Here is a 24,438-nt window from a genome sequence, read left to right on the forward strand (position 1 = left end):
GGAAAGCAGAGGGAAAAATGGACGCAAAGTTAAAATATAAAGCCAAAAAAATAAAAATGGTTTTTTTTGATATTGATGACACCCTTCGGGTTAAAGACACTGGTTACATGCCGGATTCTATCTGGCAGGTTTTCCAGCAACTCAAGGCCAAGGGGATTTTGACTGGTATTGCTTCTGGTCGTGCCCGCTACGGCGTACCTCCAGAAGTTCAGGCTCTCCATGCCGACTACTGTGTCAAACTCAATGGTGCTTACGCCAAAGATGATCAAAAAAAGATTATTTTTCAAGCACCCATTCCAGCAGAAGTAGTTGTACGCTACAAGGAGTGGGCTAATGCTGTCGGTATTGCCTACGGCATGGCTGGTCGTCATAAGGCAGTCTTATCAGAACGCAACCAAATCATCAGCGATGCTATTGATAATGTTTATGCTAATTTGGCAGTTGACCCTGATTTTAACGAAAAACATGATGTTTATCAAATGTGGACATTTGAAGATAAAGGTGATGCTCTGCAATTACCACAAGATCTAGCAAAACATCTGCGCCTTGTTCGTTGGCATGACCACTCATCTGATGTCGTGTTAAAAGACACTTCAAAAGCCTTGGGTGTTTCAAAAGTGGTTGATTATCTAGGTCTAAAGCCAGAAAATATCTTGGTTTTTGGGGATGAACGCAATGACTTAGAATTATTTGACTATGCTGGCATCAGTGTTGCTATGGGCGTCTCCCATCCGCAGCTTAAAGAAAAAGCTGACTTTGTGACAAAAAAAGTAGAAGAAGATGGCATTAAGTATGCCTTGGAGGAATTAGGATTGATAGAAAAGACATTAGATTTTCCACAGTTGGATGTGACAACAGTTGATGGACCGCTAGCTGTCATTAAAACAAACCATGGGGATTTGACGGTTAAGCTGTTTCCAGATCAAGCCCCTAAGACAGTAGCTAACTTCTTAGGTTTAGCGAAAGAAGGCTACTATGATGGCATTATTTTCCATCGGATTATCCCAGACTTTATGATTCAAGGAGGGGACCCAACTGGTACCGGCATGGGTGGACAGTCCTTGTACGGTGAAGCCTTCGAAGATGAATTTTCTGATGAGCTATATAACATTCGTGGGGCTCTTTCAATGGCTAATGCTGGTCCAAATACAAACGGTAGCCAATTCTTTATCGTGCAAAATGCTAAAGTTCCTTACGCCCAAAAAGAATTAGAACGTGGTGGCTGGCCAGCTCCTATTGCGGCGGTTTATGCTGAAAAAGGCGGGACACCGCATCTTGACCGGCGCCATACCGTTTTTGGTCAATTGGTAGATGAGGCATCTTACCGCGTACTAGATGCGATTGCCGCGGTCGAAACAGGTGCTCAAGATAAGCCACTTGAAGATGTTACGATTCAAACCATCGAGGTAAAAGACTAATGAAAATTGGCGATAAATACCGGGGGACAATCACCGGAATTAAGCCATATGGTGCCTTTGTTGCTTTAGAAAATGGTAAAATAGGACTAATTCACATTTCAGAATTAAAAACTGGTTATATTGAGAATATTCATGCGCTTGTTGCAGTTGGTGATCAGGTCTATGTTCAGGTTATTGATTATGATGAGTATAATCGTAAGGCGAGCTTGTCTTTACGCTCTTTAGAAGAAGAAAAACATCATGTGGGATCTCACCATCGCTTTTCCAATAGTCGCTACACATTTGGCTTTGAGCCGCTTGCTAAACAACTGCCCGACTGGATTAATCAGGCCTTAAAGGATTTAAAAGGCTCTTAGTAACCATGACATACCTGAGATTGGAGATAGCTACCTGGGCTGGTGTTTTCTTCAATCTTTTTTAGTAGTAGGAGTGCCTTAAAGTCATCTTTGAGGCTTTTTAAAAGGCTTATTGTCACCGACCACAGTTGACAATGAAGCAAAAAAACACCCTCTCAGGCTAAGTAAAGACAAATCTTACTTGCCTAAGAGGGTGGCTGTCTCTGTTAGCAAAGACCTCTTGATCTACAGCTAGACTTGTCTTGGCTTGGCAGTCAAGGCGATCCTAGCTGAAAGTTTTTAGTCTGCTTGATACAATTCTGTGGTAAGGTAACGTTCGCCATTATCGGGTAAAAGGGCGAGGACCTTTTTGCCTTTGCCTAATTTTTGAGCTAATTCAATGGCTGCATACAGAGCAGCTCCTGATGAAATACCAACGAGGAAGCCTTCTTTATGTCCAACTTGACGGGCTGTTAGGAGTGCGTCTTGTGACTTCACACGAGTAATGGCATCATAAGCTTTGGTGTCTAATGTTTCTGGAATAAAACCAGCTGAAATGCCTTGAATTTTATGAGGACCAGGTTCTTGACCAGATAAGACCGCAGATTCATCTGCTTCCACCGCGACAATTTGAATATTGGGGAAGGTTTCTTTGAGCACGTGCGAGACACCACTAATGGTACCGCCAGTCCCGACACCAGCAACAAAAGCATCTAAACCAATGTTGGTAAAGGCTTCAGCAATCTCTTTACCGGTTGTTGTTTCGTGGATTTTAGGATTAGCTGGATTGTTGAATTGTAGTGGTACCCAGCCGCCACGTTTTTGGGCCAGTTCATGCGCCTTGGCAATAGCACCCTTCATTCCTTGTTCACCTGGTGTTAAGACAAGCTCAGCTCCGTAGGCTTGGATAAGTTGGCGCCGCTCTTTACTCATCGTTTCTGGCATGACAATGATAACAGGATAGCCTTTGGCAGCACCTACCCAGGCTAGACCAATCCCGGTATTGCCACTGGTTGGTTCGATGATGGTGTCACCAGGTTTAAGCGTACCATCAGCTTCTGCTGCTTCAATCATAGCTAGGGCAATCCGGTCTTTGACAGATGAGCCTGGATTGAAGGACTCAAGCTTAACGTAAATATCGGCATCCTGGTCGCTGGTAAAATGGTGTAGTTTTATAATTGGTGTTTGACCGACCAGTTCCGTGATGGATTGATAAAGTGCTGCCATAGAAAATCTCCTTTTTATATCCCATTTATGCATTTTTAGCTATATTAAGTATAAAGCCAATGAAATTATCTGTAAAATATAAGTTTTCAATCACTTTGATAAGAAAAGCCTATCACTTCGTAAAAGGCACTTCAATAATTTGTGGTGCTATTTTCTCAAAGCTCACCTGACCTTGGTAATAATCAATCAATTCTTTTGTAATCTGTTTCTCTTTTTCGGGTGCAAAAAAGAGCTGTGCGATCACTTCTTGGCCAAACTCCATTTTCCCGGCTTCTAGCCCAAGCTTTGCCAAAAATGGCTCATAGCGTTGGTACTGGGAATAGCTCAGTTGGATAGCAATGCCTGCTTGTTCTTTTATGGCTACCTGGCCAAGCTCTGCGATAGCTTCAGAAACACAAGTAGAATAGGCACGAATAAGGCCACCAGTTCCTAGTTTAATACCGCCAAAATAACGGGTAACCACGGCTAAGGTATTGGTTAATCCTTGCTTTTCAAGCACGCTGAGCATGGGGATGCCAGCTGTTCCAGAAGGTTCACCATCGTCACTAGAGCGCTTTAATTCTCCTTGCTCACCAATAATAAAGGCAGAGCAGGAATGATTAGCCTTATAGTGATTTTTTTTGATTGCTGCGATAATGGCCCTGGCTTCCTCTTCATTAGAAACCCGTGCTAGGTGTGTGATAAAACGCGATTTTTTGATAGTGGTTTCAACTGTCCCACTTTGTTTGATAGTAAGATAATTAAGCATATCAAAAGTTTACTGTAAATGAGCATATTTGGCAAAGTTTTTTTCGAATAATAAGGTATGGAAGATTTATTGAGAGTTGCAGGTCGTCAGTTAACTCAGGCGGACTTGAGTCCCGAATTACAGGCTCTGGCCAAGCTTGTTCCAGCTTTTAAGAAACACCGTGGCCAGCTGATTTGTTGCCGCTGTGCTAGTATCGCTAGCAAAGATCGCTTACCTGATGGTCGCATTTATTGTCGTCAGTGCTTGCCTTTTGGTCGCCTGACGCAAGGAGATTATTTATATCGTTTTGCGCCAGCTGCGTTTGCTGTGACAGATTGTTTAGCTTGGTCGGGTCATCTGACCAAAGAACAACAGCGAATTTCAGATGGGCTTATAGAGCACTATCAAAAAGGTAAAGACAGTTGGGTTCATGCTGTTACAGGCGCCGGTAAGACCGAGATGATTTATGAGATTGCAGCCATGGTGATTAATCAAGGTGGCAGTGTTTGTATAGCGAGTCCACGGATTGATGTATGTGTTGAGCTTTTCCGCCGTCTTCAGCGAGACTTTAAGTGTCCTGTGGTGCTTTTGCATGGTCAGTCTCCTGACTATGTTGCTAGTCAACTCCTTATTGCTACGACGCATCAATTGCTCCGCTTTTTTCGGGCCTTTGATTTGCTGATTATTGACGAAGTGGATGCCTTTCCCTTAGCTGGCAATCCAGTTTTACAATTTGGCATTCAGCAGGCTAAAAAAAGAGCAGGACGGATTATCCTCCTTACGGCAACAGCAACCGCTTCCCTTCAAAAGGCGGTAAGGCAGGGTGCTATGGAAAAACTAACTCTGGCACGCCGCTTTCATAATCAGCCATTGGTTGTTCCGCAATTTCAGTGGATTCCAGGACTCATGAAGCATATCAAAAAGGGCCAGCTCCCAGTCGCCCTTTTGGCAGCAATAAAAAAACAACGCCAGAGCACTTTTCCACTTTTGATTTTTTACCCGACAATTGAAGGCGGTGCAGACTTTACCCATTGTTTAGAGCAGGCCTTCCCCAAGGAGACGATTGGAATCGTGTCGAGTCAAAGCGCCACGCGGCAAGAGACAATTGAGGCTTTTCGTAGTCACAAGGTTACGATTCTTGTGACTACCACGATTTTAGAGCGGGGCGTGACTTTTCCTCTCGTTGATGTCTTTGTGGTTGGTGCTAATCACCACCTCTTTCCAAGAACTTGTCTTGTCCAAATTGCTGGGCGGGTTGGACGTTCAGTAGAGCGTCCAACGGGAAGTTTGATTTTTTTCCATGATGGTCAAAGCCTTGCCATGCTGCTAGCCAGGCGCGAGATAAAACAGATGAATCGATTAGGAGGTTTTTAGTGGTTTGCTTACTTTGTGGAAACAACTCTGACAGCAATGAAAGCCTGTTAGCCATCCTCTTGTTTTTTAATCAAGAAAGCTATCTTTGTTTAGCTTGCCAGCAAAAGTTTCATCAGCTTAAGGGCGAGCTGTGTATGCACTGTTGCAAGGTCAGCAGCCAGTCTCCCTGCCAGGACTGCCAAAAATGGCAACTCGATTATCAGCATAAAGTGGATCATCTCGCTCTTTACAAATACAACCAAGCAATGAAGGACTACTTTAAAGCCTATAAATTTCAGGGCGATTTTCTCTTACGAAAAGCATTTATAAAGCCAATTCGAAAGGCCCTAAAACCTTATCAAAATACTTACCATATCATACCAGTCCCACTTGATGAGGTTCGGTTAAATAGCAGGGGCTTTAATCAAGTAGTGGCTCTGCTTGAGGAAGCAAAAGTCCCCTATCATCAGGTATTTGGCAAATATCCCAGCCAACGCCAGTCTGCCAAAAGTAGGCAAGCGCGCTTGATGACCGAGAATCCATTTTTTCTTAAGGCAAAGCCTCCCAAGCAGATCCTGCTTGTTGATGATGTTTACACCACTGGAGCCACAATCTTTCAGCTGACCAATCTCTTAAAACAAGCAGGAGTTACAACCATCAAAAGTTTTTCACTGGCACGCTAAAACTTGCAAATTTTCATGAAAGCGGTATAATTAATATAAAGAAAGCGCTACTAGCGCAAGAAAGAGGTATCCTATGATTAAATTCAGTATTCGTGGAGAAAACATCGAAGTCACCGACGCTATTCGCGATTATGTAGAATCAAAGCTTACTAAAATTGAAAGATATTTTACCGAAGATAATGAAATTGATACCCGTGTCAATCTAAAAGTATATAGAGAAAAAACTGCAAAAGTTGAAGTAACCATTTTGCTTGGTTCCATGACCCTTCGTGCCGAAGATGTCTCACAAGACATGTATGGCTCTATTGATTTGGTAGTTGATAAGATTGAGCGCCAAATCCGCAAAAACAAAACAAAAATTGCAAAGAAGCATCGTGAAAAACGACCTGCTAGTCACGTCTTTACAAGCGAATTTGAAGCAGAAGCAAGCGAAGAAGCACCAGAAATCAAGATTGTTCGTACCAAAAATGTGACTTTAAAACCAATGGACATTGAAGAAGCACGTTTACAGATGGAACTGTTAGGGCATGACTTTTTCATCTATACCGATGCTGAAGATGGTGCAACAAATGTTCTATACCGCCGCGAAGATGGAAATCTTGGCTTGATTGAAGCAAAATAACTTGATCTAACTTCTGCCCTTAAGCTAATAGCTGAGAAGTAGCTTACTTAAGAACTAGAAAATGGTTGATTTGCTAAGAGCACCCATTTGCAAGGAAAAAACATTCATCGTTGTGAACTTTAGTGATGGTTAGCATGAACAATGTAGCTATGTAGCGTTGTGACCAAATGCAAAAGGGAATAATTGAGCAGGTCTGGCCCCTCTTATTCCTGGTTTATTATTAATCGTAGCCAGCAGCTCAACGAATCGAGAGAAGAAGACCCTAAGTTGTCCTCTTAGATTGAAGAAAAAGTCTATTATGACCATTTTCTTCAATCTTTTTTATTTTCTCGCTGCAAAACAAAAACTCCTAGCAGGCTGTCCTGTCAACATTTCTAAGAGTAATCACTGGTTTATCCACGGCATTTTTGTTAACATTGCAATGCTTTAGAGGAACTTTGGCTTGGCAACCTGGCTTCTTTTCTTGTTTGTAGAGCCAAGAAAAACACGGTTGGCTTGTTTCTTGTATAAGTGATGTCGTGTTAGCTAGGTCTGGCTCGCTGAGGGGTCAGTTACCTAAGTATGGGGCTTGTGTCAAGGGTTAGTTTTTACCTATCCAAAATTTTGCTGTGTGTCTGTGTGCCTGTTGGTCCTTCAGTAGCGAGGTAGGTCTTTGCTTTTGGCTCCTTTTTTAGAGGTAGAGTTTTTAGTAACTAGCTGAAAATACATTGGTTGACTCTGCGATTGTAGGGGCTTTTAGCTAGGATAGATCTTCACTGCAAGTCACCTAGCCACTTGGGTGTTACTGCATTGGTATTTGTTTGATAAGTTCAGCAGTAGCCCATGTAAATGTTAATCAGTTGCTCTGCTATTTTCCAAGAAAGGAAATCTAGTCTTACTACATGTTAGTCAGGGTAGGTGGAATGGGTGGGAAAACTAGAGTTGCCTGATTTAGCAAAAAAAGCCACCTTCTGTATGATACCAGTGGCCTTATCTAAATCATTTGGACTTTAATCAGATAAGTCTGGTATATGTAGAAGTGACTTTTAGCGGCTAATGACGTTTTCTTTGTTTGCCGGCATTTCGATTGGATTTTGTTTTAGCCGGAGTCTGCATAATAGCTCCAGTATCTGGCTTGCTGCTTGCTGTGTTGGTGACGTCTTTTAAGCTTTTGCCAGCGGTACTAGCTGTGGGTGGGTTGTTCTTGAAATCTTCTTCGATTTGTTTGCGCACTCTTGGTCGTAAGATATAGGTGGTGATTAATTGTTGTAAAATACTAAAGAAACCACCAACAAACCAATACAAACCAACACCAGCTGGTAGATTGAAGGACATGAAAATCATCACGATTGGCATTGAATACATCATAGTCTTCATTTGTGCCCGTTGGTCTTCAGTGACAGCTTGCATCGACAACCAAGATTGGAAATAGTATAAAAGAGCAATGATAGCTGTCAGTAACAAACTTCTACTGCCTAGGGCGATGCCTAAAAAAGTACTAGAGGCAACGCCTTTTGTGTACATGGCTGCAAAATACATGGCTGAGAAAAAAGGCATCTGAATAAGCAAAGGTAGGCAGCCAATGCCACCAAGCATGTTAACACCATTTTCTTTTTGGGCGGCCATAAAGGCTGTTTGAGCAGCTAGTTTTTCTTCTTGAGTTTGTGCTTCTTTCATCCGTTTTTGAATCGGATCAAAAATTGGCTTTAGATAGGCCATTTTTTCAGATTGGAAGCTCGCCTTCCAGGATTGATACAAGCCAAGCGGTAAGATGACAGTCCGGACAATAATAGTAACGATAATAATCGCTAGGCCATAGCCCAATCCGACATGATTAGCAAAGTAATCAATAAAATGTGACATGGGTCTGCCTAAATAGTCCCAAACAATCCCCTTTGGGTTGCCGTGTGAATCTCTACCAACACAACCAGTGAGGGTCAAGAGGATGGATAGAGCTAGTCCTGAAAATAGGATGCGATTTAATTTTAGTTTCAATGTCATTTTCCTTTAACTTATAAGATACCTATCTATTTTACTTTTTTTTTGTTTTTTTAACAATACTTCTGTAGCTGTATTTTACTTGCCGATTCGAAAATCCTCATAGTCTGAAAATTGCCCCTGAGTCACATCAGCGTAGGTAACATTTGCCCATTTGGATGGCCCTTTGCGGATTTCTTGAGTAAAGGCAGCCAGCTTTTGTGCATCAGTAGACTGTGCTAAGATTTCAACAGTTCCATCATCATTATTCCAAACCCGGCCATAGATTTCTCCCATATCAAGTGCCAAGCTATAGGTGGCATAGCGAAAGCCCACTCCCTGCACCCGACCAGAGACAATTATACGTACTTTGGTCATACGATCTCTCCTTTTTTCTCCTATTATAACATAAGCTTAAAAGATGGTCTTGAAGAAGGTGGGCCAAGTAAACTATGGTATAATAGTGCTATGAAAATAACCTCAAAAGCAAATAGCTTGATTAAACAAACCAAAAAATTAAAGCAAAAGAAATACCGCACGCATTCCTATTTGATTGAGGGATGGCATTTGGTAGAAGAAGCCCAAAAAGCCAATCAAACCTTTAAACACCTTTTTGTTCTTGAGGAAATGGCTGAGCGGCTCAGTGATTTTAAGCCTGTCACAGTGGTTAGTCCTGAGGTTTTAAAAGAACTCACCGAGTCTCCTAAGCCCCAAGGGGTTATTGCCGAAGTAGCAATGGAAACACAGCCACTACCTGAAGAATTAACAGGCAGATACTTGGTTTTAGAAGATATTCAAGATCCTGGTAATGTGGGTACGATCATCCGAACAGCTGACGCTGCTTGTTTTGACGGGGTTTTTATCTCACAAAAAACTGCCGATATTTACAACGAAAAAACGCTGCGCGCCATGCAAGGTAGCCATTTTCACCTGCCGATTTGGCGGGCTGATATTTCAGAGATTTGTGCCCGTGTACAGGCTGCAAGGCTTCCTTTGTTGGCTTCGACCTTATCAAGCACCTCGGTTGCCTACCAAGACTTAGCAAAAAGTTCCTCCTTTGCTTTGGTTTTAGGAAATGAAGGGCGTGGGATTTCTGATTATATGACTGAGCAAGCTGACCAGTTGGTACATATCCCCATGCCTGGTCAGGCAGAAAGCCTAAATGTTGCCGTAGCAGCAGGAATCCTTATTTTCAGCCTGATTTAAGCTACTTATGGTATAATACCTTATGTGAGGTGATATGATATGGATTATCGAGAAGATAAAGAATTTATGGACCATGTTGGCTCTTTGATTGAACACCCGCGCTTTCAAAAACTTGGCAATATTGTGCAACATCACTATTCTACCCGTCTTGAACATTCTGTTAACGTTGCTTATACGAGTTTTAAAATGGCTCGTAAATTTGGCTGGGATGCCAAGAGTGCAGCGCGTGGCGGACTATTGCATGATTTTTTCTACTATGATTGGCGCGTAACAAAATTTAATAAGAGTCACGCCTGGGTTCATCCGCGAATTGCTGTCCGCAATGCTCGCAAATTAACCCCTTTAAATAAAAAAGAAGAAGATATTATTTTAAAGCATATGTGGGGAGCAACCATTGCTTTTCCGCGCTATAAAGAAAGTTACATTGTTACTCTGGTAGATAAATACTGGGCTATCAAAGAAGCAGTGACACCAGTGCGCACGCGCTGGGCTAAACGCCGCTTTTTTAAACGTAAAACACTTAAGAGTCACCACCATTAATAAGGAGAAATGAATGAATAATCAAGTAATCTATCAAGAATCAGATACAGGCCTTAATAGCTTTTTTGTTAAAATATATAGTTTAGTAGGTATGGGCATTGGCTTATCGGCCTTTGTTTCTTATTTAATGCTGTTTCCGTTTAAGGCTAATTTCTTAAATATTTTGACCAACCACCCAATGTGGTATTGGGGAGCTAGTATTTTAGAGCTAGTCCTTGTTTTTACAGTGAGCGGGGTAGCTCGTCGTAATACCCCGGCGGCCTTACCCTTATTTTTGGTTTATTCGGCCTTAAATGGTTTTACCTTGAGCTTTATTGTGGCCGCTTATGCACAAACAACAGTTCTTCAAGCCTTCTTATCAGCTATGGCTGTCTTCTTTGTAATGGCGATGATTGGTGCTAAAACAAAGAAAGATTTATCTGGGATGAGTAAAGCTCTCTTTGCAGCTTTGATTGGTATCATCATTGCCATGTTGATTAACTTTTTCTTTAAAAGCAATGCCATGAGCTATATGATTAGCATCGCTTCTGTCTTGATTTTCTCAGGCCTGATTGCTTCTGATAACCAGTTGATTAAGCGGGTTTACACAGGAACAAATGGCCAAGTCAGCGATGGCTGGGCTGTATCCTTGGCCTTGTCCTTGTATTTAGACTTTATTAATATTTTTATTAGTCTGCTCCGCCTATTTGGCCGAAATGACTAAGTGTAACAAGAGGCTGTGGACGTGCGTCCCAGCCTTGTTTTGGCTCATCATACTAGCTAGGAAGGTCAAACAGCAGCTGATGTCAGCTACTACATGAAGCTCAGCTCTTTTTACACGTGTTTGACTTGTGAGGTAACAAAAAAAGATGGACAAGTCAAATAGTCCGCCTGCTTCAAGCTATTTAAAATTTCTGCCAAGCTAATAAGGGGCGGTAGGCACAGGTCTTGATAATGGCTAGTGTGCTCTTTCTTAACCATAGGTTGTTGTTTGTGTATTGGTATTTTTTTTGATATAATAGGACGAATAATGAACGAGGAGATTATAAAACGATATGTCAACAGCTATATGGGTATTACTGATTATCCTTGCTTTAGGTGCCGGCCTAGTGGGAGGCATTTTCATTGCACGCAAGCAAATTGAAAAAGAAATTGGTGAACATCCCCGTTTAACACCAGAAGCGATCCGTGAAATGATGAGTCAAATGGGTCAAAAACCAAGTGAAGCAAAGGTTCAGCAAACCTATCGTAATATTGTTAAGCAATCAAAATTAGCTTCAGCAAAAGGAAAAAAATAAAAGCTTTTTGCTAAGTTGAGGTACTGGTATGTGCTTTGAGCGAGCAGACAACGATGCCAAAAGGGCCCCCTTTGTCGGCACCATTTCAGATGTCAACTGTTCAGGGTTCCAAAAAAAGCTCAGTTGGCTAGCACCGACTGGGTTTTTATTAGTATAAGAAAGTGTAAAGATGGATAATCGGCCAATCGGATTTTTAGATTCGGGTGTTGGTGGTTTAACAGTTGTAAAAGAACTGCGACGCCAACTGCCGCACGAAACAATTGTATATATTGGAGATTCAGCCAGAGCGCCCTATGGCCCAAGACCTGCTGAGCAGATTAAGGCTTTTACTTGGGATATGGTCAATTTTTTATTGACTAAGAACGTCAAAATGATTGTCTTTGCCTGTAATACAGCAACTGCAGTTGCCTGGGAAGAAGTAAAGGCTAAGTTAACCATTCCTGTCTTGGGTGTTATTTTACCTGGCTCCAGTGCTGCCATCAAAAATACCCAAGCAGGAAGGATTGGTGTGATAGCAACACCAATGACTGTCAAGTCGGATATTTATCAGCAGAAAATTAAGCTTTTAGCGCCTCAGATGCAGGTGACAAGTTTAGCTTGTCCCAAGTTTGTCCCTATTGTTGAGTCCAATGAAGTAAAGTCAAGTGTCGCCAAAAAAATTGTTTATGAAACGTTGGCACCCCTTATTGGTCGTATTGACACTTTGATTTTAGGTTGCACGCACTATCCGCTATTACGTCCCCTCATTCAAAATGTTATGGGGCCAGATGTTCGGCTGATTGATAGCGGAGCTGAGTGTATTCGGGATGTTTCTGTTTTGTTAAATTATTTCCAAATTAATGCCAGTCGATTGGTCAAAGACAGGCAGAATTTGTTTTATACGACCGCTAGCGTAGAGCGATTCCGGCACATTGCACTTGAGTGGCTAGAAGAAGATATTAATGTGGAGCGAGTAACATTATGACAACAATTTACGAATATAAAGATGAAGAGAATTGGTTTGTTGGCTGTTGGGGTGGCTATAATGATTTGCACATTTTAGATCGGACGCTTTTTGCCCCGCCTATCTGGCAAATCATCCGAGAATTAGATATGCTTGTGCCCGTTACTGATGAGAGCCAAGGCGGCTTTAGTGTTTCGGTCAATCGCTTTACCTCTGACCTTCATTTGTTTCGTTTTTTGCTTGATATGATCAATCACGAAACCAAACGTAACTTTGAGTTAGTTCAGCACCAGGGGGCTTTCATCGTCAAAGAAGGTGAGACGATCAGACTTGTCCATTTACCACAAGCGGGCTTACCGAGCACAGCCTTTTTGGCTTCGCAGGAGTCACCAGGTATGGGTGATAGCATTTTAATTGCGACTAGAAATGAAGGCAAGACAAAAGAATTTCGTACCCTATTTGGTGCTCTAGGCATTCAGGTGGAAAACTTAAATGATTATCCAGAACTACCAGAAGTCCCAGAGACAGGAATGACATTTGAAGAAAATGCCCGCTTAAAAGCAGAAACTATTGCCAAGCTGACCCAAAAGATGGTCTTAGCTGATGATTCTGGCTTAAAAGTTGACGTGTTAGGTGGCCTACCAGGGGTTTGGTCAGCACGTTTTTCAGGGCCAGATGCCACTGATGCCAAGAACAACGCCAAGCTCCTTCATGAATTAGCGATGGTCTTTGATAAGGATAAACGCTCTGCTCAATTTCATACCACTTTGGTGGTGGCAGCTCCAGATCGAGACAGTTTAGTGGTCGAAGCTGAGTGGCCTGGCTACATTGCCACAGAACCAAAAGGCGATAACGGCTTTGGCTATGACCCTTTGTTTATTGTTGGAGAAGGTGAGCGCCATGCAGCAGAGCTCTCAGCAGAAGAAAAAAATCGTCTGTCCCATCGAGGGCAAGCGGTGAGAAAATTAATGGAGGTGTTTCCAGCATGGCAAGCAAAACAATCATAGTCATGAGTGATTCACATGGCGATCGTGCAGTGGTTGAAGATATTAAAGCCAAGTATATAAACCAGGTGGATGCTATTTTTCACAATGGCGACTCGGAACTGCTGGCTTGCGATCCTCTTTGGCAAGGTATTTTTGTCGTTGCAGGCAATTGTGACTATGATTCTGATTACCCAGCTACCCAAACCATTTCTTTAGGGCAAGACCGGATTATTCAGACCCATGGGCACTTACAGCACATTAATTTTACCTGGGATCGATTAGGTTATTTAGCGCAAGAAGCCCAAGCAACCCTTTGTTTATACGGCCATTTGCACCGACCGGCGGCCTGGCAAAGTCAAGGCACTGTCTTTATTAATCCCGGATCTGTAGCTCAGCCCCGTGGGGAAGTCTCTGAGAAGCTTTATGCCTATATAACCTTGACAGATGAAAAAATCGCAGTTGACTTTTATACGCTTCACCATACACTATACCCACAACTCTCTAAGGAATTTAGACGATGATAGCAAAACCATTTGAGGAGTTTATCCTTCAACATTTAGATAGTTACTTACTGCCAGCTGATGACCTTGCCATTTTTATTGATACACATAATTCAGACCACGTGATGCTCTTATTAGTGAGTAATGGTTTTTCACGTGTTCCCGTTATCACTAAAGATAAAGAATTCAAAGGGACAATCAGTATTTCTGACATTCTAAATTTCCAACAAAAACATGGCTTGACTGATTGGGAAATGAGTCAAATAGATATTGGCAATATGGTGAACACTAAAATTCAGGCAATTCCTGAGGATGCTACTTTAACTCATATCATGCACGATTTAGTGGACTATCCTTTCTTACCTGTTGTTAATAAACAACATCAGTTTATAGGAATTATTACCCGTAAATCCATTCTTAAGGCCCTAAACAGTCTTTTGCATGATTTTACCGATGATTACACGATAACCAAAAAAGAAGATGATTCATTTAATTGAGGACTTTCTCACAAGTCGACAGTTGAGTACTAACTCGCAAAAGGCTTATCGTTACGACCTAAAGCAGTTTTTGGCACTGACTAGGGACCAACTAACGCCCTTTAAATTAGAACTTTATAAACAATCGGTCGCCCAGCTTAGTTTGTCTGCTAGAAAACGCAAGTATTCAGCAGTTAATCAGTTTTTACACTACCTCTACCAAATCGGCTATTGTGACCGTTTTATGCAACTAGATGAAGCTATTCGTTTACAGCGCAGTAGTGAACAAGACTACCAATTACGTGATTTGACTGTATTGGAAAAAGAAAGTAAACACACTGTAGGGCAATTAATTGCCTTATTGATCTACCATTTGGGATTAACGCCTAGTCAGATTGCTATGCTTAAACAAGATGATATTGACCTGAATTTCAATGTACTCAGTACACGTACTGCTAAGCAGGTGCAAGTTTTAAGTCTGCCAAAATTATTGCCAACCTTTTTAGCCCCTTTTATGGATAGCCAAAAGACTTATTTAATTGAGCATCACGGACAGCCCTATTCCAGGCAGTGGTACTTTCAACAATTGCGGCTCTTTTTGGTGGCTGTTAACTGTGCTGATCTATCGGCTCAGAGTCTGCGCCAGCAATTTATCCTAGCCCAAAAAGCCCAAGGGGCCTCTCTCTTGGCTATCAGTCAGCAATTAGGGTTAAAAAGTCCAGTCACATTGGAAAAGTATTTTAAATAAACATGGATATAAAGTTAAAAGATTTCGAAGGGCCACTTGACTTGCTTTTGCATCTGGTTGCCAAATATCAAGTAGATATTTATGATGTGCCCATTGTTGAAGTGATTGAACAGTATTTAGCCTATATTGAAACCTTGCAAATCATGCGACTCGAAGTGGCTGGTGATTATATGGTAATGGCTAGTCAATTGATGGTAATTAAGAGTCGAAAGCTCTTACCAAAAGTCGTTGAACCTCAAGAAGTGGAAGCTGATCCTGAAATGTCCTTATTAAATCAGCTTGAGGAATACAGTAAATTCAAGGAGCTTAGTGAAGGCTTAGCCCTTAAACATGACCAACGTGCTAAATTTTTTTCTAAGCCAAAGCAAGAGCTTATTTTTGAAGATACGGTCCTGCAAGAAGATAAAACAGTCATGGATCTTTTTCTGGTTTTTTCCAAATTGATGACAGTCAAGCAAGCTACCTTTAAGCAAAACCACACGGTTATTGAAAGAGATCATTATCGGATCGAAGACAAGATGCAGGAATTGCAAGTTCAGCTTGAGCAGCGAGAAAGACTAACATTAGAGGAGGTCTTTGCTGCTTGTCAGTCTCGCAATGAAATGATTACACTATTTTTAGCAACACTAGAACTCATTAAAATTCAATTTGCCACGGTTAGTCAAGCAACTAACTTTGGGACAATTGTCTTACAAAGGGAGGCGTCATGTCATACTTAGCCCAAATTGAGGCTTTATTATTTGTAGCTGGTGAAGAAGGTTTGAGTTTACGTCAAATGGGAACATTACTGGCTTTAACGCCATCAGCTCTTCAGCAGCAAGTAGACAAATTAGCACAAAAGTATGCGAGTGATTCTTCTTCTGCCTTGTGCCTTTTGGAATCCTCTAATACCTATAAATTGGTTACTAAGGAGCAGTTTGCTGCTTTGCTGCGCGATTATGCCAAAGCACCAATCAACCAATCCCTTTCTCGAGCAAGTTTAGAGGTTTTAGCAATCGTTGCCTATAAACAGCCGATAACCAGGCTTGAAATTGACGAAATCCGCGGAGTAAATTCCAGTGGAGCTTTGAGCAAACTAGTTGCCTTTGAATTAGTTAAAGAAGCCGGCAAAAAAGAAGTCATCGGTCGCCCCAATCTCTATGTGACAACTGACTACTTTCTTGACTACATGGGGATTAATCATTTAGAAGAGCTAATGGCGATTGAGGACTTAGCCGTTGATGAAGAGGCACCAGAGTTATTCCAAACGAGCGATGAAGCCTAGAACAAAGATAAGGAAAAATATGAGAATCAATAAATTTATTGCGCATGCTGGTGTTGCCAGTCGTCGCAAAGCTGAAACATTCATTAAGCAAGGTCTGGTGACGATTAATGGCCAGGTTGTCACCGACTTAGCCACTCTGGTAAAAAGTGGTGACCGGGTTGAGATTGAAGGAACCCCTATCTACAATGAAGAAAAGGTCTATTACCTCTTAAATAAGCCTCGCGGAGTCATTTCCAGTGTATCTGATGATAAAGGACGTACCACCGTCTTGGATTTCTTACCTCAAGTGCAAGAGCGTATTTATCCTGTTGGTCGTCTCGATTGGGATACGTCTGGACTTTTACTTTTAACCAATGACGGCGATTTTACGGATAAGATGATCCATCCACGCAATGAAATTGACAAGGTCTATTTGGCGCGGGTCAAAGGAATTGCAACCAAGGAGAATCTACGTCCTTTGACACGTGGCGTGGTCATAGATGGGAAAAAGACAAAACCAGCTCGTTATAAGATTATTCGGGTTGAAACAGATAAGAATCGTTCTATAGTTGAGCTAACCATCCACGAAGGTCGAAATCACCAGGTCAAGAAAATGTTTGAAGCAGTAGGGCTACTAGTAGATAAATTATCGCGTACCCAGTTTGGCACACTGGATTTAACTGGTTTGCGCCCTGGCGAGGCTCGTCGCTTAAATAAAAAAGAAATTAGCCAGTTGCATAATGCAGCTGTTATCAAACAAAGATGAAAACTATCTTAATTTTGTTGGTACGTGCCTATCAAAAATGGATTTCACCTGCGTTTCCGCCTTCTTGTCGTTACCGTCCAACCTGCTCTGCCTATATGATTACTGCCTTGGAAAAGCATGGCTTAAAAGGTTTTGTCATGGGATTAGCGCGCATTTTGCGCTGTCATCCTTTTGCTGCTGGTGGAGAAGATCCAGTTCCTGATTATTTTACCTTACGCCGTAATCCTGATGGGAAAAAATACTAAACTTACCTTTTTGGAGTTTGAGAAAGTTGGTTTTTGTAGCTCAATAATTGCTATGCTTTTTAGAATTGTGGTCCACCAGAGGTCTTAATACCATTTTGGCTCACCTAAAGTCAGATGATGGCGACCTTGAGAATAAGGCTGAGAAGTAAGACTTGCAGCCGTCGTGGCGTGTGTTTAGGAAGTAAGTGTGTGAAAGGCTTGTTAATGGCTGAGCAGACATTCTTACTGGCCAGTGGCTATGAGCTTAGAGTAGCTGTTGACTTCTCAACGAGAAGTGCTATAATAATGACTAAGCATTCGTTGGTTTAAATCAAACCTGTTATGATTTAAGGTAACGAAGCACCATAACCACATTGTCTGCTGAGAACGACTCCGGGCATTGTGGTTTTTTAATGTAGAAGGGAAGTTGGAACGGTTATGGCTATTCATCAACTTAATTATAAGGAAGCACATCCGCGAAATCATGTGGTTCTGTTTCAACCGCAAATACCGCAAAATACTGGGAATATTGCTCGGACGTGTGCAGCAACCAATGCGCCTTTACATATTATTAAACCAATGGGCTTTCCCATTGATGACCGCAAGATGAAACGGGCAGGTCTGGATTATTGGGATAAGCTGGACGTGACTTTCTATGAGAGTTTAGATGATTTTATGACCCGGTGTCAGGGACAGTTGCACCTGATTAGCAAGTTTGCTGAGCAGGTTTATTCAGATGTTAATTATAATGATGGCCAAGAGCACTATTTCTTATTTGGACGAGAGGATAAGGGATTGCCAGAACCTTTTATGCGGCATCATCCTGAAAAAGCTTTGCGGATTCCTATGAATGACCAACATGTGCGCAGCCTTAATCTTTCAAATACAGTTTGTATGATTGTGTATGAGGCGCTCAAACAGCAGTCCTTTCAGGGTTTAGAGCTAAGCCATACTTATGATCATGATAAATTAAAATGAGCTTTGTGGATATACTAATAATATAAAGACAAGTCCTTGTTTTAGAAACCTAGCTGTTGCTCCTGCCTACTAAGAAAAATGGCTAAGCTAGGCTGTCACTCTCTTAGTGAAAAGCTAAGTTTGCATTCCTAGCTGAGCAGTGCGGCGCCTCTCTTAATAAAGTGATTTTCATCATTTGAGATGAGTAGTTTAATCTGCTAGCGGAGTAAATAATTTGCTTTTTGCTATTTGTTAACATCGCTGAAGCTGATTCGTGATTAAGTCGCCTGATCTGCTATCTGTCAGAGGAACTAAGTCAGCCTCATGGTCAAATAATTTGCTTTTTGCTATTTGTTAACAGGGCTACAGCTAGTGGGAATTCACTAGGTTTTTGTGTGATTATGGTTCAAGCCCACTCGCTATTTGCCCAGCGTGATTTTAGGCGCGATCTGCTTTGTCCTCTTGCTTAGCTTTTTACTGGTGTTATTTTACTGAGAATTGCTCAGTGTGGTCGAGCAGTTTAGACTGGAATTTATTAGGAAGAGGGAGATTTTTTTGAATTATGACGCAAATTTATTGCTAGATAGTGATAAATATGCTATTCTATAAGTGTCTTCAGGGCAGGGTGTAATTCCCGACCGGCGGTGACTAGTTATAGAAGTCCGCGAGCGCAAGCTGATGTGGTGCAATTCCACAACCGACAGTAAAGTCTGGATGAGAGAAGACCGGGCTTTTTGAGGTGCCTTTTTGGCTACCTCAACGACAACGGAACTTCTTTCAATTTGCAAAAATTGGAGGAATTTTTTATGTTCAAAACACGACAATTAGTGGCGATTGCTATATTGTCCACTATTTCGTTTTTACTAATGTTTTTTAGTTTCTCAGTCATACCAGGAGCTAATTTTTTAAAGATTGACTTTAGTATTATCCCTATTTTGTTAGGGCTTGTCCTATTTGATTTGAGGAGCGCTTATATTATTTTAATCTTTCGCACACTTTTGAAATTTATATTAAACAATAGTGGTGTTAATGATTTTATTGGCTTACCTATGAATATAGTAGCCATTGGCTTATTTGTTACGGTATTTGCCCTCATTTGGCAACCACGAAAAAGGCCTAAGCCTAAGAGCTATCTGCTGGCTAGCATTGTTGGAACACTTGTTTTGACAATAACCATGGTTCTTCTCAATTATGGTTATGCCATTCCCCTTTATGCTAAATTTGCCCAGTTTGATATTAAAACCATGCTTGGTTTAAGTAATTATTTGCTGGCTATGGTTGTGCCTTTTAATCTCCTTGAGGGTGCTTTATTTGCCCTTTCCTTTTATTTTGTGTATATTGCATGTAAACCACTTATAGAAAGATATTAAACCAGATTTGAAAAATAAACAAAAACACTTCTTAATTGCTTCGTTTGCCTTTTTATTATTTGTGATGATTGGCTATGCCATTCGTTTTTACCCAGCTACATTGACAGGGTATGATCAGACAATCCAAGCGATGGTGCGAGGAAATCTACCGGATAATATGACGAGGTTCTTTATGCTGATAACTGTCTTAGGAAATGTATTAACGCAACTCATCGTGGTGGTATTTGCCTTTGTCATCCTACAAGCTCTAAAGTGGAAAGCAGAAAGCTATTATGTTTTAATAGCAGGGCTTGGTGCGAGTGTTCTCATTATCAGTTTAAAATTAATTTACCAGCGCGTTCGCCCGACCATTGAGCATTTGGTGTTTGCAGGGGGCTATTCTTTTCCCAGTGGTCATTCGATGGGAAGTATGCTTATCTATGGTAGTTTAATTGTTATTGCTCATCAACGGATCAAGCAGCCTTTCTTGCGGCTAGTTGTTCAATGGCTGCTAGGCAGTTTGATTGTTCTGATTGGTTTATCACGGATTTATTTGGGCGTGCATTATCCAAGTGATGTTTTAGCTGGTTTTATCCTGGGTTTTGGTGTTTTAGAGTTAGTCTATCCCTTTTATGATCGCAAGCGCTTTGAATGGCGCTTTCACGGTGAGCAAAACTAAGTGCTTAGAGTGAACACGTTTCAAAGCTCTGGCTATTTTTAGTACTTATAGGCATTGGCAGTGACTAAGAAAGTGCTTCAATGCCTTTTTTGTTTTACAAAGGCTAACTATGTTGTTCCCCTTTAATGGTGGTGGAATAAGGGGTGCTTACTTGATAAGCAGCCTTTTTATTTCGCTTTTTTATTTTTTGAGTTGTGATACAATAACAGTATGGAAAAAAGCTATCGTGCACTCAATGATTACTACCGACAATTATTTGGTGAAAAAATATTTAAAGTCCCCATTGATGCTGGTTTTGATTGTCCCAATCGTGACGGGACAGTTGCTCGGGGAGGTTGTACTTTTTGTACGGTGTCTGGTTCGGGGGATGCCATTGTTGCTCCAGATGCTCCTATTAAAGAACAGTTTTATAAAGAAATTGACTTTATGCATCGCAAGTGGCCCAATGTGCGCCGCTATCTGGTCTATTTTCAAAATTTTACCAATACCCACGCTCCTTTGCAGCTGATTAAAGAGCGCTATGAACAAGCCATTTATGAACCAGGCGTCATCGGAATCAACATTGGTACGCGACCGGATTGTTTACCCGATGAAACCATTGATTACCTGGGCCAGCTCGCACAGACCATGCATGTAACGGTGGAACTAGGTCTCCAAACAACCTACGAGGCAACCTCAGCTTTAATTAATCGGGCCCATTCTTATGAACTCTATAAGGATGCGGTGAAGCGTGTCCGGCGCTATCCCAAGATTGAAGTTGTCTCCCATCTGATTAATGGTTTGCCTGGGGAGACCCACGATATGATGGTTGAGAATGTCCGCCGTTGCGTGAGCGATAACGACATTCAAGGAATCAAATTGCATTTATTACATCTGATGACCAATACACGCATGCAGCGTGATTATCATCAAGGCCGCCTAAAACTGATGAGCCAAAGGGACTATGTTATGACGGTTTGTGATCAGCTAGAGATTATTCCACCAGAGATTGTTATTCATCGCATTACCGGTGATGCACCAAGAGATAAGCTGATTGGTCCTATGTGGAGTTTAAACAAATGGGAAGTGCTTAATGCCATCAATCAGGAAATGAAGCGGCGCGGCAGTGTCCAGGGGTGCAAACTGTAGTGATTGCAAGCCAAGTCTCCTACGGCAGATTAAGAAAATGCTACCAGAGTCTAGTCTTGAGAGCAGATGCTTCTTTTTTAGAAGGCTTGGCCTTAGCGTTTGCTGCCTTTTGCGGCGCTAGCTATTTTGTAAATAAATCTGTAAAAGAGATGAGTAAGGACTAAAGGAGAGATCATGAAAGGCCCATTGCAGTATTCCCACACATTTTTAGCTGAAATTCTGACCAAGCATTCACAGGTGCTGGATGGGACCATGGGAAACGGCCATGATACCCTTTTTCTGGCTCAAAGGGCCCAAAAAGTCTATGCTTTTGACATTCAAGAAGCGGCAGTTGCCAGGACAAAAGATTGTCTAGATCAGGCTGGCCTGACTAATGTCCAATTGATCTTAGATAGCCATGAAAATCTAGATACCTATGTCAGGCGTCTGGATGCTGCTATCTTTAATCTGGGCTATTTGCCTAGCGCGGATAAGTCTTTAATGACCAAACCGGATAGCACGATTGTGGCCCTCAAAAAAACCTTGCACTGTTTGGTGCCAGGAGGCCGAGTGGCTATCATGGTTTATTATGGCCACCAAGGCGGTGTGGAGGAAAAGGATGCCGTCCTTGATTTTGTGGCGACCTTAGAGCAAAGGAGCTATACAGTCATGCTCTATAAGCCCTTGAATCAGGCCAATCAGCCTCCTTTTTTGATCATGATTGAAAAGCACTAAGCTTTTGGAAAATAGCCAGGCAGTCATTTAGTAAGTCTTGGGCTATTTTGCTTGAGTAAAAAGGTGCTTATTAGCTGTGCCCGCAGCTAATAAATTTTGATAGCATGATTTGAAAAATATGATATAATGTGGGTACTATATCTAACTTTAGGAGATTTTTTGTCATGGAAGACCCTGGGAGTCAGCCCTTAGTGCTACAGTTCCTCCTATTACTTGTATTGACCATGCTAAATGCCTTTTTTTCTGCCAGCGAGATGGCTTTGGTATCTTTAAATCGCTCGCGCGTTGAACAAAAAGCAGCTGATGGCGATAAAAAATACCAACGTTTACTATCTGTTTTGAACCAACCCAATAATTTCTTATCGACTATTCAGGTTGGGATTACATTTATTGGCCTCTTATCAGGGGCTAGCCTATCAGCTTCGCTTGGCAAAGTCATTGCCGGTTGGCTAGGTGGTTCAACCACCGCCCAAACAGTTGGCAGCATTAGCTCCCTGGTCTTTTTGACCTACGTTTCTATCGTCTTAGGTGAACTTTATCCAAAACGGATTGCTATGAACCTCAAAGACCGCCTTGCGATTATCTCAGCTCCTGTCATTATCATCATTGGCAAACTAGTCAGCCCCTTTGTGTGGCTCCTATCAGCTTCTACTAATTTACTCAGTCGGATCACACCAATGACTTTTGATGATGCCGATGAGCAAATGACGCGTGATGAGATTGAATACATGCTCTCAAATAGCGAAGCGACGCTTGATGCTGAAGAAATTGAGATGTTGCAAGGCGTTTTCTCACTGGATGAGATGATGGCGCGTGAAGTCATGGTTCCCCGCACAGATGCCTTTATGGTTGATATTAATGATGATCCTCAAAAAACCATCACTGACATTTTGCGACAAAGCTTTTCACGGATTCCGGTTTACGATGGTGATAAGGACAAAATTATTGGTCTTATCCACACCAAACGTCTGCTAGAAGCTGGCTTTAAGCAGGGCTTTGACAATATTAATTTTAGGCGAATCCTGCAAGAACCTCTGTTTGTTCCTGAAACAATCTTTGTTGATGATTTGCTCAGGCAGCTGCGCAATACCCAAAACCAAATGGCTATCTTACTTGATGAATATGGTGGGGTTGCTGGATTGGTGACTTTAGAAGATCTCTTGGAAGAAATCGTTGGGGAAATTGATGATGAGTCTGATAAGGCTGAAGAATTTGTCCATGTTATTGGTGAAAACACCTTTATTGTTGTTGGCACTATGACCCTTAATGATTTCAATGAGTATTTTGAAACAGAACTTGAGAGTGATGATGTGGACACCATTGCCGGTTTTTACTTAACCGGTATTGGCTCGATTCCTAGTCAGGACCAAAAAGAAATCTTTGAACTTGATAACAAGGATAAACATATTACCTTAATTAATGATAAAGTTAAGGATGGCCGAATCACTAAGTTAAAGATGATTATGTCTCAGCGTGAAACAGCTCAAGATTTCAGTAGCGATAAAGCGACTGACTGATCTTTATTAACTAGAATGCAGCGCTAACAGGCAAAGCTTAAAGTTTGTACTGTTTTGAATGGCCCAAACCTTCGGCATCGATCAGCTGTCACGACTGTTAGTTTCAAAGAGAATCACCTGCTTGCCTCTCATCCTAGACAGGCACTCCTCCCTTCAAAGGTGCGAGTGCGCGATTTCTTGTAGTATGAGTGAATGTTAGCTAGGCTGACTTGGCATGACACTAAGAGATAAAATCTAGATTAAAATGACCTCTAATCGTTAGAATCTGTGTCTAACTTTTGGCTTTATTATGTCTGTAGTGGAGAAGACTACTACAGGGATGATGGAGCTTTTTTTGGTCTCATTGTCAACTTGTAGTGGGTGACTTATAACTTATAACTAAGCGCGAGAGGAGACGAAATTCGTCTTCTTTTGACTCTATAATTTCTGTAGTGGGTAACGCGACTCTGGAGATTATAGGCCTTTTTTCATGCAGACAAAAAGGCCCATCTAACTTAAATGAAATACGACTAAAGTTACATTAGTAAGTCGCATATGGCTTTATCTATTGTTGGCTGCCATGAAACAGACTACTCAGGTGGTTTGTGAAACAAAGCTAGCTGGCGCAGCCCCACCATAGTGTTTTGTTCTGGGCATATGAGCAATGCCATGGTCAAAAAAATTTTCGAAACACCCTATTTTTGGGAAAGAGCTGCTTCTTTTTAAGCTTATTTTGGGTAGCTTAATGAAACAGCAGCGGTTCGGATATAAGTTTTTTGAAACAAACTAGGGTGTCTGATTGCGGACTACTATAGAACAGAATTTGGCTTATGCCGCGGAAAAGCCCATCGTTTTAGCAGGGAAAATGGTATAATGAAAATGTAA

At 41.6% G+C, this 24,438-nt stretch carries 28 protein-coding genes and 1 riboswitch; of the genes, 24 read left to right on the forward strand and 4 right to left on the reverse strand.

Annotated elements, in window-relative coordinates; all coding sequences use genetic code 11:
• The first annotated feature begins 17 nt into the window (after nt 1-17).
• Together K5J94_RS04490 and K5J94_RS04495 are read left to right on the forward strand one after the other, a co-directional pair.
• Nucleotides 18-1,418 carry a bifunctional Cof-type HAD-IIB family hydrolase/peptidylprolyl isomerase gene (locus K5J94_RS04490; RefSeq protein ID WP_159542780.1) on the forward strand — a complete coding sequence of 467 codons (1,401 nt, stop codon included), beginning with the start codon at nt 18-20 and terminating at the stop codon, nt 1,416-1,418.
• Nucleotides 1,418-1,774 carry a S1 RNA-binding domain-containing protein gene (locus tag K5J94_RS04495; protein ID WP_159542777.1) on the forward strand — a complete coding sequence of 119 codons (357 nt, stop codon included), beginning with the start codon at nt 1,418-1,420 and terminating at the stop codon, nt 1,772-1,774. The genes K5J94_RS04490 and K5J94_RS04495 overlap by 1 nt, the downstream gene beginning before the upstream one ends.
• 279 nt (nt 1,775-2,053) lie before the next feature.
• On the opposite strand, the gene cysK is transcribed toward K5J94_RS04495, so the two are convergent.
• Together cysK and K5J94_RS04505 are read right to left on the reverse strand one after the other, a co-directional pair.
• Nucleotides 2,054-2,980, reverse strand: a complete 927-nt coding sequence (gene cysK, locus K5J94_RS04500) for a cysteine synthase A (RefSeq protein WP_221913659.1) — start codon at nt 2,978-2,980, stop codon at nt 2,054-2,056.
• A 112-nt stretch (nt 2,981-3,092) separates the two neighbouring features.
• On the reverse strand, nt 3,093-3,728 hold the full coding sequence (locus tag K5J94_RS04505) for a YigZ family protein (RefSeq protein WP_159564649.1): 636 nt from the start codon (nt 3,726-3,728) through the stop codon (nt 3,093-3,095).
• A 57-nt stretch (nt 3,729-3,785) separates the two neighbouring features.
• On the opposite strand from K5J94_RS04505, the gene K5J94_RS04510 reads away from it, so the two are divergent.
• From K5J94_RS04510 to hpf, 3 genes are all read left to right on the forward strand, one after another.
• Nucleotides 3,786-5,081: a DEAD/DEAH box helicase gene (locus K5J94_RS04510; RefSeq protein ID WP_221913661.1), complete on the forward strand. Its 1,296-nt coding sequence runs from the start codon at nt 3,786-3,788 to the stop codon at nt 5,079-5,081.
• On the forward strand, nt 5,081-5,743 hold the full coding sequence (locus K5J94_RS04515; protein ID WP_221913663.1) for a ComF family protein: 663 nt from the start codon (nt 5,081-5,083) through the stop codon (nt 5,741-5,743). The genes K5J94_RS04510 and K5J94_RS04515 overlap by 1 nt, the downstream gene beginning before the upstream one ends.
• A gap of 73 nt (nt 5,744-5,816) precedes the next feature.
• The gene (gene hpf / locus K5J94_RS04520) at nt 5,817-6,365 is read left to right on the forward strand and encodes a ribosome hibernation-promoting factor, HPF/YfiA family (RefSeq protein ID WP_159542761.1); all 549 of its coding nucleotides are present in this window, start codon (nt 5,817-5,819) and stop codon (nt 6,363-6,365) included.
• 1,032 nt (nt 6,366-7,397) lie between these two features.
• Here hpf and yidC read toward each other — a convergent pair.
• Nucleotides 7,398-8,339, reverse strand: coding sequence for a membrane protein insertase YidC (gene yidC / locus K5J94_RS04525; RefSeq protein WP_159542758.1), 942 nt, complete (start codon nt 8,337-8,339; stop codon nt 7,398-7,400).
• An 81-nt stretch (nt 8,340-8,420) separates the two neighbouring features.
• Nucleotides 8,421-8,699, reverse strand: a complete 279-nt coding sequence (locus K5J94_RS04530) for an acylphosphatase (protein WP_159564655.1) — start codon at nt 8,697-8,699, stop codon at nt 8,421-8,423.
• A 90-nt stretch (nt 8,700-8,789) separates the two neighbouring features.
• Here K5J94_RS04530 and K5J94_RS04535 point away from each other — a divergent pair, with 90 nt between their 5' ends.
• From K5J94_RS04535 to K5J94_RS04625, 19 genes are all read left to right on the forward strand, one after another.
• Complete coding sequence (locus K5J94_RS04535; RefSeq protein ID WP_159564657.1) at nt 8,790-9,527, forward strand: TrmH family RNA methyltransferase; 738 nt, start codon at nt 8,790-8,792, stop codon at nt 9,525-9,527.
• Nucleotides 9,528-9,566: 39 nt separating this feature from the next.
• On the forward strand, nt 9,567-10,067 hold the full coding sequence (locus K5J94_RS04540) for an HD domain-containing protein (RefSeq protein ID WP_159564659.1): 501 nt from the start codon (nt 9,567-9,569) through the stop codon (nt 10,065-10,067).
• Between the two features lie 13 nt (nt 10,068-10,080).
• Nucleotides 10,081-10,770: a Bax inhibitor-1/YccA family protein gene (locus tag K5J94_RS04545; protein WP_159544935.1), complete on the forward strand. Its 690-nt coding sequence runs from the start codon at nt 10,081-10,083 to the stop codon at nt 10,768-10,770.
• A 331-nt stretch (nt 10,771-11,101) separates the two neighbouring features.
• Complete coding sequence (locus tag K5J94_RS04550) at nt 11,102-11,344, forward strand: YneF family protein (RefSeq protein ID WP_159544937.1); 243 nt, start codon at nt 11,102-11,104, stop codon at nt 11,342-11,344.
• A gap of 169 nt (nt 11,345-11,513) precedes the next feature.
• Nucleotides 11,514-12,308 (forward strand): glutamate racemase, encoded by a 795-nt coding sequence (racE, locus tag K5J94_RS04555; protein ID WP_159544939.1) that lies wholly within the window; start codon nt 11,514-11,516, stop codon nt 12,306-12,308.
• A complete protein-coding gene (locus K5J94_RS04560) occupies nt 12,302-13,294 on the forward strand; it encodes a nucleoside-triphosphate diphosphatase (protein ID WP_221913773.1) in 993 nt (330 codons plus the stop codon). Before racE ends, K5J94_RS04560 begins: the two co-directional genes overlap by 7 nt.
• Complete coding sequence (locus K5J94_RS04565) at nt 13,273-13,794, forward strand: metallophosphoesterase (RefSeq protein ID WP_159564663.1); 522 nt, start codon at nt 13,273-13,275, stop codon at nt 13,792-13,794. Before K5J94_RS04560 ends, K5J94_RS04565 begins: the two co-directional genes overlap by 22 nt.
• Nucleotides 13,791-14,270: a cyclic-di-AMP-binding protein CbpB gene (cbpB, locus tag K5J94_RS04570; RefSeq protein WP_159559974.1), complete on the forward strand. Its 480-nt coding sequence runs from the start codon at nt 13,791-13,793 to the stop codon at nt 14,268-14,270. Before K5J94_RS04565 ends, cbpB begins: the two co-directional genes overlap by 4 nt.
• Nucleotides 14,254-14,997, forward strand: coding sequence for a site-specific tyrosine recombinase XerD (gene xerD / locus K5J94_RS04575; RefSeq protein ID WP_159564665.1), 744 nt, complete (start codon nt 14,254-14,256; stop codon nt 14,995-14,997). Before cbpB ends, xerD begins: the two co-directional genes overlap by 17 nt.
• A gap of 2 nt (nt 14,998-14,999) precedes the next feature.
• Nucleotides 15,000-15,716, forward strand: coding sequence for a segregation/condensation protein A (locus K5J94_RS04580; protein ID WP_159544947.1), 717 nt, complete (start codon nt 15,000-15,002; stop codon nt 15,714-15,716).
• Complete coding sequence (gene scpB, locus K5J94_RS04585) at nt 15,704-16,261, forward strand: SMC-Scp complex subunit ScpB (protein WP_159564667.1); 558 nt, start codon at nt 15,704-15,706, stop codon at nt 16,259-16,261. The genes K5J94_RS04580 and scpB overlap by 13 nt, the downstream gene beginning before the upstream one ends.
• 19 nt (nt 16,262-16,280) lie before the next feature.
• Nucleotides 16,281-17,006: a pseudouridine synthase gene (locus K5J94_RS04590; protein ID WP_159544951.1), complete on the forward strand. Its 726-nt coding sequence runs from the start codon at nt 16,281-16,283 to the stop codon at nt 17,004-17,006.
• Nucleotides 17,003-17,251, forward strand: a complete 249-nt coding sequence (yidD, locus tag K5J94_RS04595; protein ID WP_159544953.1) for a membrane protein insertion efficiency factor YidD — start codon at nt 17,003-17,005, stop codon at nt 17,249-17,251. The genes K5J94_RS04590 and yidD overlap by 4 nt, the downstream gene beginning before the upstream one ends.
• 417 nt (nt 17,252-17,668) lie before the next feature.
• The gene (locus tag K5J94_RS04600; RefSeq protein ID WP_159544955.1) at nt 17,669-18,208 is read left to right on the forward strand and encodes a tRNA (cytidine(34)-2'-O)-methyltransferase; all 540 of its coding nucleotides are present in this window, start codon (nt 17,669-17,671) and stop codon (nt 18,206-18,208) included.
• Between the two features lie 586 nt (nt 18,209-18,794).
• Nucleotides 18,795-18,917: riboswitch (FMN riboswitch) on the forward strand.
• A gap of 76 nt (nt 18,918-18,993) precedes the next feature.
• Entirely contained in the window at nt 18,994-19,557 is a 564-nt protein-coding gene (locus K5J94_RS04605) for an ECF transporter S component (protein ID WP_159547853.1), read from the forward strand.
• A gap of 7 nt (nt 19,558-19,564) precedes the next feature.
• Nucleotides 19,565-20,215, forward strand: coding sequence for a phosphatase PAP2 family protein (locus K5J94_RS04610; protein ID WP_221913665.1), 651 nt, complete (start codon nt 19,565-19,567; stop codon nt 20,213-20,215).
• A gap of 210 nt (nt 20,216-20,425) precedes the next feature.
• Nucleotides 20,426-21,343, forward strand: coding sequence for a TIGR01212 family radical SAM protein (locus K5J94_RS04615; protein ID WP_159544959.1), 918 nt, complete (start codon nt 20,426-20,428; stop codon nt 21,341-21,343).
• 174 nt (nt 21,344-21,517) lie between these two features.
• Nucleotides 21,518-22,057, forward strand: a complete 540-nt coding sequence (locus K5J94_RS04620) for a tRNA (mnm(5)s(2)U34)-methyltransferase (RefSeq protein WP_221913668.1) — start codon at nt 21,518-21,520, stop codon at nt 22,055-22,057.
• 164 nt (nt 22,058-22,221) lie between these two features.
• Nucleotides 22,222-23,574 (forward strand): hemolysin family protein, encoded by a 1,353-nt coding sequence (locus tag K5J94_RS04625; protein WP_221913670.1) that lies wholly within the window; start codon nt 22,222-22,224, stop codon nt 23,572-23,574.
• Nucleotides 23,575-24,438 lie beyond the last annotated feature (864 nt).

Source organism: Streptococcus halichoeri (assembly GCF_019774635.1).
GTDB lineage: Bacteria > Bacillota > Bacilli > Lactobacillales > Streptococcaceae > Streptococcus > Streptococcus halichoeri.

What these genes read in the sequence shown, in the direction of transcription:
- K5J94_RS04505 (WP_159564649.1), bottom strand. Translation starts at nt 3,728, where the DNA reads ATGCTTAATTATCTTACTATCAAACAAAGTGGGACAGTTGAAACCACT.
- K5J94_RS04580 (WP_159544947.1), top strand. Translation starts at nt 15,000, where the DNA reads ATGGATATAAAGTTAAAAGATTTCGAAGGGCCACTTGACTTGCTTTTG.
- scpB (WP_159564667.1), top strand. Translation starts at nt 15,704, where the DNA reads ATGTCATACTTAGCCCAAATTGAGGCTTTATTATTTGTAGCTGGTGAA.
- K5J94_RS04535 (WP_159564657.1), top strand. Translation starts at nt 8,790, where the DNA reads ATGAAAATAACCTCAAAAGCAAATAGCTTGATTAAACAAACCAAAAAA.
- racE (WP_159544939.1), top strand. Translation starts at nt 11,514, where the DNA reads ATGGATAATCGGCCAATCGGATTTTTAGATTCGGGTGTTGGTGGTTTA.
- K5J94_RS04600 (WP_159544955.1), top strand. Translation starts at nt 17,669, where the DNA reads ATGGCTATTCATCAACTTAATTATAAGGAAGCACATCCGCGAAATCAT.
- K5J94_RS04495 (WP_159542777.1), top strand. Translation starts at nt 1,418, where the DNA reads ATGAAAATTGGCGATAAATACCGGGGGACAATCACCGGAATTAAGCCA.
- cbpB (WP_159559974.1), top strand. Translation starts at nt 13,791, where the DNA reads ATGATAGCAAAACCATTTGAGGAGTTTATCCTTCAACATTTAGATAGT.
- K5J94_RS04510 (WP_221913661.1), top strand. Translation starts at nt 3,786, where the DNA reads ATGGAAGATTTATTGAGAGTTGCAGGTCGTCAGTTAACTCAGGCGGAC.
- xerD (WP_159564665.1), top strand. Translation starts at nt 14,254, where the DNA reads ATGATTCATTTAATTGAGGACTTTCTCACAAGTCGACAGTTGAGTACT.
- K5J94_RS04550 (WP_159544937.1), top strand. Translation starts at nt 11,102, where the DNA reads ATGTCAACAGCTATATGGGTATTACTGATTATCCTTGCTTTAGGTGCC.
- K5J94_RS04530 (WP_159564655.1), bottom strand. Translation starts at nt 8,699, where the DNA reads ATGACCAAAGTACGTATAATTGTCTCTGGTCGGGTGCAGGGAGTGGGC.
- K5J94_RS04540 (WP_159564659.1), top strand. Translation starts at nt 9,567, where the DNA reads ATGGATTATCGAGAAGATAAAGAATTTATGGACCATGTTGGCTCTTTG.
- K5J94_RS04590 (WP_159544951.1), top strand. Translation starts at nt 16,281, where the DNA reads ATGAGAATCAATAAATTTATTGCGCATGCTGGTGTTGCCAGTCGTCGC.
- K5J94_RS04490 (WP_159542780.1), top strand. Translation starts at nt 18, where the DNA reads ATGGACGCAAAGTTAAAATATAAAGCCAAAAAAATAAAAATGGTTTTT.
- K5J94_RS04625 (WP_221913670.1), top strand. Translation starts at nt 22,222, where the DNA reads ATGGAAGACCCTGGGAGTCAGCCCTTAGTGCTACAGTTCCTCCTATTA.
- yidD (WP_159544953.1), top strand. Translation starts at nt 17,003, where the DNA reads ATGAAAACTATCTTAATTTTGTTGGTACGTGCCTATCAAAAATGGATT.
- K5J94_RS04620 (WP_221913668.1), top strand. Translation starts at nt 21,518, where the DNA reads ATGAAAGGCCCATTGCAGTATTCCCACACATTTTTAGCTGAAATTCTG.
- cysK (WP_221913659.1), bottom strand. Translation starts at nt 2,980, where the DNA reads ATGGCAGCACTTTATCAATCCATCACGGAACTGGTCGGTCAAACACCA.
- K5J94_RS04605 (WP_159547853.1), top strand. Translation starts at nt 18,994, where the DNA reads ATGTTCAAAACACGACAATTAGTGGCGATTGCTATATTGTCCACTATT.
- K5J94_RS04545 (WP_159544935.1), top strand. Translation starts at nt 10,081, where the DNA reads ATGAATAATCAAGTAATCTATCAAGAATCAGATACAGGCCTTAATAGC.
- hpf (WP_159542761.1), top strand. Translation starts at nt 5,817, where the DNA reads ATGATTAAATTCAGTATTCGTGGAGAAAACATCGAAGTCACCGACGCT.
- K5J94_RS04565 (WP_159564663.1), top strand. Translation starts at nt 13,273, where the DNA reads ATGGCAAGCAAAACAATCATAGTCATGAGTGATTCACATGGCGATCGT.
- K5J94_RS04615 (WP_159544959.1), top strand. Translation starts at nt 20,426, where the DNA reads ATGGAAAAAAGCTATCGTGCACTCAATGATTACTACCGACAATTATTT.